The 7714-nt window shown below is 63.7% G+C and carries 7 protein-coding genes, 1 tRNA gene and 3 pseudogenes; 3 read left to right on the top strand and 8 right to left on the bottom strand.

Annotation, left to right across the window (positions count from 1 at the left end; all coding sequences use genetic code 11):
* A pseudogene (locus AC16JP_RS06030) lies at positions 1 to 110 on the top strand (IS5/IS1182 family transposase); the annotation flags it as partial.
* A 27-nt stretch (positions 111 to 137) separates the two neighbouring features.
* On the opposite strand, the gene AC16JP_RS06025 reads toward AC16JP_RS06030, so the two are convergent.
* The 6 genes from AC16JP_RS06025 to hemC form a co-directional block, all read right to left on the bottom strand.
* Positions 138 to 578, bottom strand: coding sequence for a hypothetical protein (locus AC16JP_RS06025; RefSeq protein ID WP_484339700.1), 441 nt, complete (start codon positions 576 to 578; stop codon positions 138 to 140).
* Positions 579 to 807: 229 nt separating this feature from the next.
* Positions 808 to 899: transfer RNA gene (locus AC16JP_RS06020), tRNA-Ser, on the bottom strand.
* 52 nt (positions 900 to 951) lie between these two features.
* Positions 952 to 2253, bottom strand: a complete 1302-nt coding sequence (locus AC16JP_RS06015) for a UDP-glucose dehydrogenase family protein (protein WP_484339699.1) — start codon at positions 2251 to 2253, stop codon at positions 952 to 954.
* Between the two features lie 119 nt (positions 2254 to 2372).
* Positions 2373 to 3299: a hypothetical protein gene (locus AC16JP_RS06010; RefSeq protein WP_484339698.1), complete on the bottom strand. Its 927-nt coding sequence runs from the start codon at positions 3297 to 3299 to the stop codon at positions 2373 to 2375.
* The gene (locus tag AC16JP_RS06005; RefSeq protein ID WP_484339697.1) at positions 3292 to 3999 is read right to left on the bottom strand and encodes a uroporphyrinogen-III synthase; all 708 of its coding nucleotides are present in this window, start codon (positions 3997 to 3999) and stop codon (positions 3292 to 3294) included. The genes AC16JP_RS06010 and AC16JP_RS06005 overlap by 8 nt, the downstream gene beginning before the upstream one ends.
* Positions 3999 to 4937: a hydroxymethylbilane synthase gene (gene hemC, locus AC16JP_RS06000; RefSeq protein ID WP_484339696.1), complete on the bottom strand. Its 939-nt coding sequence runs from the start codon at positions 4935 to 4937 to the stop codon at positions 3999 to 4001. The genes AC16JP_RS06005 and hemC overlap by 1 nt, the downstream gene beginning before the upstream one ends.
* A 245-nt stretch (positions 4938 to 5182) precedes the next feature.
* On the opposite strand from hemC, the gene AC16JP_RS05995 reads away from it, so the two are divergent.
* Positions 5183 to 5518 (top strand): hypothetical protein, encoded by a 336-nt coding sequence (locus tag AC16JP_RS05995; RefSeq protein WP_484339695.1) that lies wholly within the window; start codon positions 5183 to 5185, stop codon positions 5516 to 5518.
* 138 nt (positions 5519 to 5656) lie between these two features.
* Here the strand turns inward: AC16JP_RS05995 and AC16JP_RS05990 are convergent, their stop codons facing one another.
* On the bottom strand, positions 5657 to 6508 hold the full coding sequence (locus AC16JP_RS05990; protein WP_484339694.1) for an oxidoreductase: 852 nt from the start codon (positions 6506 to 6508) through the stop codon (positions 5657 to 5659).
* Positions 6509 to 6785: 277 nt separating this feature from the next.
* On the opposite strand from AC16JP_RS05990, the pseudogene AC16JP_RS05985 reads away from it, so the two are divergent.
* Positions 6786 to 7007 (top strand): annotated as a pseudogene (locus AC16JP_RS05985) (Arm DNA-binding domain-containing protein); the annotation flags it as partial.
* A 576-nt stretch (positions 7008 to 7583) separates the two neighbouring features.
* Here the strand turns inward: AC16JP_RS05985 and AC16JP_RS05980 are convergent.
* Positions 7584 to 7714 (bottom strand): annotated as a pseudogene (locus AC16JP_RS05980) (integrase core domain-containing protein); the annotation flags it as partial.

The following is a 7714-nucleotide window of genomic DNA, read 5'->3' as shown; positions in this document are numbered from 1 at the left end:
CCTTCTGCCGCATGAAGGACTTCCGCCGCGTCGCCACCCGTTACGACAAACTCGCCGCCAACTTCCTGTCAGGCGTGGCGCTCGCAACCGCCATCGCCTTCTGGCTTTGAACGAGTCTGGACCCTAGTTAAGAAGTCTCAACTAAAATGTACATCATCAGGTGAAAATGACGAGCTAAGAGAGTTTGCTTCCATAGGAGCGTTCTTTTCGATCGCTTCCCACACCGACTCATCAAATCGACGATCAATCCTCATATACTCGAGAGCAAATTTAAGCTCCATTCGGTTGGTTTTATATCCACCGAACCTATCTTCTAGATCATAGAATCCTATTGAATCCAGTTCACCTGCAAGCCATTTTTCGTCCACGTATTTCAATACTTCAGAAATAAATTCAGAGCTTACGTCATAAGCTTCTTCAAACGGATCCGTCTTGTCGGATGATGCGTGCAGTACAGGGGACAGGCGATGGTAATAGGCATAGGCAATCGCGTCGTCGAATTTCTCCGGATACTGGATGTATCCGAGCAAGTACGATTGGCGCTTGGTCTCGTAGATCGCTGCGAGTACGCTGTTCATTCATCACCCCCCTGTTTAGTCGCTGACGATGTCATATCTGGGCTCGGACGACAGCACTGCAAGAGCCAGGCGCCTATAATCTCCAATATTTTTCAGAGAGTGCATACCAGCCGGCCCGATTCAGGCCCCAAAAACTTACACAGCCCTTACACAATGCCTGCGGGCGGCACAGCAAAGCGAACCACTCAGCGCGGGAACCCGTAGGTAAGTGCTTGTTTTTACTATGAAATGGCGGAGTCGGAGGGATTCGAACCCTCGGTGCCGGTTACCCAGCACGGCAGTTTAGCAAACTGCTGGTTTCAGCCACTCACCCACGACTCCGAGCCTTGCGGCAGGCGCCGGGCTATAGCCATGCCGGGCGGCCTGTGCAACCTTAGCGGCCGACGCCCGTGTATTGCAGGCCGTGACGGGCCATTTCCTCCGGGCGGTAGATATTGCGCAGGTCCACCACCACCGGCGATTTCAGCAGCGCCTTCACCCGCCCCAGATCGAGCGCGCGAAAGGCATCCCACTCGGTGACGAGGACCATCGCATCCGCGCCCTCGATCGCCGCATAGGGGCTGTCGGCATAGTGGACGCCGTTCAGCACCAGCCGTGCCTGTGCTTCGCCCTCGGGGTCGAAGGCATGCACCTCGGCCCCTGCATCCTGCAACGTCTGGATGATGGCGATCGCCGGGCTGTCGCGCATGTCGTCGGTGTTGGGCTTGAACGTCAGGCCCAGCACGCCGATCCGCTTGCCGCGCACATCGCCGCCCGCCGCTGCAATCACCTTGCGGCCCATGGCGCGCTTGCGCTGTTCATTACCGTGCGCCACCGTTTCAACGATCCTTACGGGCGCGTCGTGGTCCTGCGCGGTCTTGATCAGGGCCAGCGTATCCTTGGGGAAGCAGCTTCCGCCATAGCCCGGCCCGGCATTCAGAAATTTCGAGCCGATGCGGTTATCGAGACCGATGCCGCGTGCGACGTCCTGCACATTGGCGCCCACCTTTTCGCACAGGTCGGCGATTTCGTTGATGAAGCTGATCTTGGTCGCCAGAAATGCGTTGGCGGCATATTTGGTCAGTTCCGCAGTCCGTCGTCCGGTCACCATGATCGGCGCCTGATTGAGGTAAAGCGGCCGATACAGTTCCTCCAGAATCTGCTGCGCGCGCTCGTCCTCTACGCCAAGCAAAATGCGGTCGGGGCGCTTGAAGTCGGCGATTGCCGCCCCTTCGCGCAGAAATTCAGGGTTCGAGGCGACGGCAAATTCGGCCTGCGGGTTTTCGTTGCGGATCAGGCGTTCAACCTCGTCGCCGGTGCCGACGGGAACAGTCGATTTGGTAACGACGACGGTAAAGCCTTGCAGGTTGGCTGCAATTTCCCGTGCGGCGGCATACACATAGCTTAGATCCGCATGGCCATCGCCCCGGCGAGAAGGCGTGCCGACGGCGATGAACACGGCCTGCGCATCCCGCATGCCTTCGGCCAGATCCGTGGTGAAGCCCAGCCGCCCGGCACGGACGTTGGTTGCCACCAGATCGTCCAGCCCCGGTTCGTAGATCGGCATGACGTTGGCGTTCAGCCGCTCGATCTTGGCCGGGTCCTTGTCGACGCAGACGACTTCGTGACCGAAATCGGCAAAGCACGCCCCCGACACGAGGCCGACATATCCCGATCCGATCATTGCAACGCGCATCGCCGTCCTATCCGCCTGTTCCTGCTTGTGCGCGCATAACGGCTGCCTGCCCCGCACCGCAAGCCGCGACCGCAACCATCACCCTGTTTTGCATTTCACGCGGCGCCCGCCTGCAAGCTTCAGCCCTGCGCAGGCACGTTCGCCGGTGGCGCCGATTCAACGGCGGCGGCTGCCGGCACGCCCCGCGTCAAAGCAAGGCCGTCCAGCCTGTCCAGCGCGTCGAGCGCGCCTTGCAACAGCCGGGCTTCGTGCAGCCACTGGGCCGCAACTGCCGTTGGCGGCAGGCTCGCAACCATGGTGACGGCTTCTGCAAGGTCGCCCTGCCGGATCGCGATGCCCGCCGATACCAGCGCCTCCCGCCGTTCGGGCGAACCGGCGGACAGCGGCTCCTGCTTGCGCACCAGCCCGTTCAGGGCGGTGGTCAGCCTTTCCCACCATGTTCCAGCCGGTTGCGCATCGGGCGCTGCATGCAAAAGGCCCGGCAGCCGTGCCGCCAGTGTGGGTAACGACTGCGGTTCGCGCGACCAGGCACGCAGCGCGTCCATCGCCGCGCCGTCGGCGCCACCGAAACGATCCTGCAACGGCTGTTCGATTTCGGCCAGCGGGCGGCCACGTTCTACCATGCGGCGCGCGACCGACAGCAGGAACATGTCGCGCACCTGCGCATCGCCGCTTTCCATCAGCGCGCGCAAACCATGCAGTTCGACGGCAAGCTGCTGCACCTGCGCGCTGGCACCCGCATCGGCCGCGACGATCGCGGCGGCTGGCGGGATGGCAGGATTCCGCTGCTTCTGCCGCGCCAGTTCCTGTTCCAGCATCGCCAGCCGCGATTCGATACCATCGGCTTCCTTGGCCACGGGATCGGGCGCACTGGTGGCTGGGTTTGCCGGAAACCAGCTTCGCACGCGTGTTTGCAGCCAGGGGCTGCCCGTCATGCCAAGGGTGAAGGCCGTCATCACCGCAAGCAGCAGCCACGGCCAGATGTTCCGCTTGCGCTGCGCGGTCGTGATCGCCTGTGCAGCAGAATCGGCGTCGTCGTCAGTCATTGGCGGTTTCCTGCCACAACCGGGCCGCCGCCGCCAACGCCGCATCAAGCGAAGGAAGCCCGGCCGTCGCAACCGATCGCCAGCCCGGCCCCGCGGCCGTGCAGACATTCGGGCTGAGGGCGATCAGCCGGTGCCTTGCGCGCGGCAATCCCGCCTGATCCACGAGGTTCGCGAAAATCCGCGCCGTTCGCGGGGAAAACAGCATGGTTGCAAACAGGCGCCCCCCGGCCAGCGCCGACAACGCATCCGCCGGAAGCCCGTCAGCGGCCACCGCCTGATAGACATGGATCGGGTGCAGCGTCAGGCCGTCCGGCACCGGGATGTCGATCCGATTCGCGCCGCATGGTTGCAGCAGGCGGCAATATCCTTGCCGGGATGCGGCCCGCACAATCGCCACGCCGTCTGTTTCGCCGGCAAGCTCTACGCGGAAACCGGCCTGCCGGGCGGCCTCTGCCGTGCGCGGGCCAACGCAAAGCACCGGCATCGCCCGCAGTTCCGGCGCGTGGCGGGCAATGATCACAGGCGCACGCGGGCTGGTGAACAGCAGCCCGTCGAAGGGCGCGTCTGGCACGGTGAAGGGCAGCGGAGTGACATGCAGCAGCGGTGCCACCAGCACATCGAAGCCGGCGGCGTCGGCCACGTCGACGCTGCGCGTCGCTTCGTCGTCCGGGCGCGTCAGCAACAGCAGCGGGCGCGTCATCACTGGCCTTCGCCGGCAAGCGTTGCGCGAATCGCCGGTGTTGCGCGCTGCATCAACGCTTCGGCCAGCGCCAGCCCCAGCGCGTGCGGATCGCCGCCGATCGGCAATTGCGCATCGACCCGATCGCCCCCGTCGGGGCTGAGGAGTTCGGCCCGCAACAGCCGCCCATCGGCATGCACGGCAACCGAGGTGTGGCAGCTTCCGCCAAGCCCCTCCAGCACCGCGCGCTCGGCGACAAGGCAGTCCATCGTCGGCGCGTCGTTGATGGCCGCCAGCAATGCCAGCACCCGCGCGTCGCCCTTCCGGCAGGTGACGCCGATGATGCCCTGCGCCGCCGCAGGCAACCAGGTGTCGACCGGCAGCGCAACGCCTGCCTCGATCCCGAGGCGCGCAAGCCCCGCTGCCGCAAGAAACGTCGCGCCGACCCGCCCTTCGGCCACCTGCCGCAACCGGGTTTCGACATTGCCCCGGATCGTCACGACATGCACATCCGGCCGGCGATTCAGCAGTTGCGCGGCGCGGCGCGGGCTGGATGTGCCGACCGTTGCGCCATGATCCAGCGCGGCAAGATCGGTCGCCCCCACCAGCCGGTCACGCACATCCGCGCGCGGCAGCACCGCAGCCACACGGATTCCGGGGTGCAGCGCCGTCTCGACGTCTTTCATGGAATGGACAGCCAGATCGATTTCACCCTCCAGCAGGGCGCGATCCAGTTCCTTGGTCCAGAGCGCCTTGCCGCCGATTTCAGCCAGCGGGCGATCCTGCACCCGGTCGCCCACTGTCTGCACTGGCACCAGTTCCACCTGATCGGCAGCCAGCCCATGTGCAGCCGCCAATGCCTGGGCAACCAGCCGGGATTGTGCCAGCGCCAGCGGCGAGCTGCGGGTTCCAAGGCGAAGCCTGCCAGCATGGGGCCTGCCGGATCGTTCAACGTTCATGCGCCCCCATTGCCCTTTCCCGCCCGCTGCGCCAAGGCCTGTGGCATCCGCCCCGGACTGTGGTTGTTCCAACATTGTCAACAAAAGGGCTTGAAATTGGAACGGCGCTCATGCAATGGCGCGTTGCTTCGGGTTTCCGGGCGCGGTTTTCATGGCCGCGTTCAGGGGACAGGGCTTGCAGCCGCAAGGTTTCACCCCCCAAGGCCTGCAATACTGGGCAATCCTGCCCGACTATGGAGGTCTAGATGAACAAGGTTCTTTCGCTCGCCGCCATCGCGAGCCTCGCTCTGGTTGCCGCTTGCGGTCAAAAGGCTGAAGCTCCGGCTGCCGACGTTGCAGACGCTGCTGCCGTCACGACCGACGCTGCCGCCACCGCAACCGACGCCGCCGTCGCTACTGACGCTGCTGCGACCGACGCTGCCGCCGCTGCCGGCGCCGCTGTCGACAACGCTGCTGCCGCCACGGCCGACGCCGCTGCCGGCGCTGCCAACACGGTTGCGAACGCTGCCGACGCGACGGCCAACGCCGCCAACAAGGCTGCTGACGCTGCGAACGCCGTGTCGGATGCTGCCAAGAAGTAATCCACTTCTCGGCTAGCCGAACAAGGAAGGGCCGCGGTCTTCGGACTGCGGCCCTTTTCTTATGCCCTGAGTTTCTTGTGGCCCTGAGTTTCTTGTGGCCCTGGGTTTCTTGTGGCCCTGGGTTCATTTGGCAGCCGGTCAGGCCAGCACATCCAGCCGCGCGCGCAATTCCGCAGGCAGCACAAGACTGGCCGCCGCCAGATTCTCGGCCAGATGTCCGGGCGACGACGTGCCGGGGATCAGCAACATGTTCGGCGCACGCTGTAATAGCCATGCCAGCGCCACCTGCATCGCGCTTGCCCCCACTGCTGCCGCCACGCGCGCCAGTTCATCAGACTGCAACGGCGTCAGGCCGCCCAGCGGAAAGAATGGCACATAGGCGACACCATCGGCTGCCAGTGCGTCGATCAGTGCGCTGTCGGCCCGGTGGATCAGGTTGAAGTGATTCTGCACACAGACGATCGGGCAGATGCGCCGCGCCTGCGATACCTGCGCGGGCGTGACGTTCGACAAGCCGATGTGGCGGATCAGGCCTTGCTGCTGCAACCCGGCCAGCACCTCGAGGCTTTCCTCCATCGGCCCTTCCGCCGGACCCTGCGCGAAGAACGCGCGCATGTTCACCACATCCAGCACATCGACGCCCAGATGCCGCAGATTGTCGTGAACGGCGCTTTTCAGTTCGTCCGCTGAAACCGCGCGCAGCCACTCTCCGTTCGGGCCGCGCCGGGCACCCACCTTGGTGACGATCAGCAGGTCGTCGGGATAGGGGTGCAGCGCCTCGTGGATCAGGTGGTTCACCACATGCGGGCCGTAATAGTCGCTCGTGTCGATGTGGTTGACGCCCGCTGCAACCGCCGCCCGCAGCACAGCGACCGCGCGGCGATGGTCGGCAGGCGGTCCCCACACTCCGCGCCCGGCAAGCTGCATCGCGCCAAACCCCATGCGCCGCACGGCACGATCGCCCAACAGAAAGGTATCCGGCCGTTTCATCGCACCAAATTCAGGCCAACTATGGGTGAATTGCAAGCCCGGCATGGCAGCATCGGCGCTTCTGGGCAGGGGGATGGTGCCGGCTGCAGGAATCGAACCCGCGACCCCCTGATTACAAATATGACATTCACGTCCAAATACTAGCTTATGGCACCTTGTTCTAGCACATAGGCTCTTTAATATTCAGCTAGTTACCTCGTTGCTTTTTTGTGGTGGATTGCCGTAGATAAGGGCTCCTTGCTAGAAATACGCTAGAATCTGGCGACTAAGGAGCGTCATGACGAAGATCACGAAGACCTTTGTGGACAAGGTTGCAGCGCCCGCCTCGGGCTATGAAGTTCATTGGGATGGCGGATACGACGGGGCTCTGAAGGGCTACGGCCTCCGCGTCTCCACTCAGGGCAAGAAGGTTTTTATCGTCATGGGGCGGGTGCAGGGTAAGTCCCTCCAGTTCACCCTTGGCCCATACGGCGTGCTCACCGAGGATGCCGCGCGGAAGCGGGCGCAGAAGGTGTTGCAGGACATGCGCGAAGGGATAGACCCGCGCGCTGTGGCCAAGACCGACGCCGCGATGAAGGTGAGCCTTTCAGACGTTCTTGAGTCATATCTCAGCAGGGTCGGTAAGCTGAAGGACAGCACGGCAGCGGAATACCGGCGGCACGTCGAGAAGGTGTTCACCACATGGGTGGACAAGCCCATCGCCAGCATCACCCGCGACATGGTGAAGGACCGCCATGCCGTGCTGCTGAAGGGCGGTCTGGACGGGAAGAAAGCTGCACCTGCCAGCGCCAACGCCGCGTTCATCACCCTCCGCATCCTCCTCAATTATGCCATTGATGAATACCGGCAGGCGGACGGGACACCGATCATCCGCGACAACCCGGTGGACGTGCTGAAGCACCATTGGGCGAAGCTTGGCACGCGCACGGAGCGCTACATCGACCGCCGCAAGATCGGTGATGTCTGGAACAAGCTTCTGGAAATGCAGGACAAGCCGCTCAATCGGGATGCCCACGCCGGGACCGACCTCACCCTGATGGCGCTCCTGACTGGCGCTCGGCGGAACGAATTGGCGTGCCTGCGGCCGCCCGGTGTTGTAGTCATCGACCCAGCTGGCGATCTTCTCGCGGGCATGGGCAAGGCTGGTGAACAGCGTCTCGTTGAGCAGTTCGTCGCGCATCCGCCCATTGAAGCTCTCGACATAGG

Source organism: Sandaracinobacteroides sp., from assembly GCF_057137845.1.
The sequence above is the reverse complement of the archived record's forward strand: the minus strand, read 5'-3'. Positions and strand labels throughout refer to the sequence as shown.

Excerpts from the sequence above, each read along its gene's own strand:
- AC16JP_RS06025 (WP_484339700.1), bottom strand. The coding sequence starts at position 578 with ATGAACAGCGTACTCGCAGCGATCTACGAGACCAAGCGCCAATCGTAC.
- AC16JP_RS06015 (WP_484339699.1), bottom strand. The coding sequence starts at position 2,253 with ATGCGCGTTGCAATGATCGGATCGGGATATGTCGGCCTCGTGTCGGGG.
- AC16JP_RS06010 (WP_484339698.1), bottom strand. The coding sequence starts at position 3,299 with ATGACTGACGACGACGCCGATTCTGCTGCACAGGCGATCACGACCGCG.
- AC16JP_RS06005 (WP_484339697.1), bottom strand. The coding sequence starts at position 3,999 with ATGACGCGCCCGCTGCTGTTGCTGACGCGCCCGGACGACGAAGCGACG.
- hemC (WP_484339696.1), bottom strand. The coding sequence starts at position 4,937 with ATGAACGTTGAACGATCCGGCAGGCCCCATGCTGGCAGGCTTCGCCTT.
- AC16JP_RS05995 (WP_484339695.1), top strand. The coding sequence starts at position 5,183 with ATGAACAAGGTTCTTTCGCTCGCCGCCATCGCGAGCCTCGCTCTGGTT.
- AC16JP_RS05990 (WP_484339694.1), bottom strand. The coding sequence starts at position 6,508 with ATGAAACGGCCGGATACCTTTCTGTTGGGCGATCGTGCCGTGCGGCGC.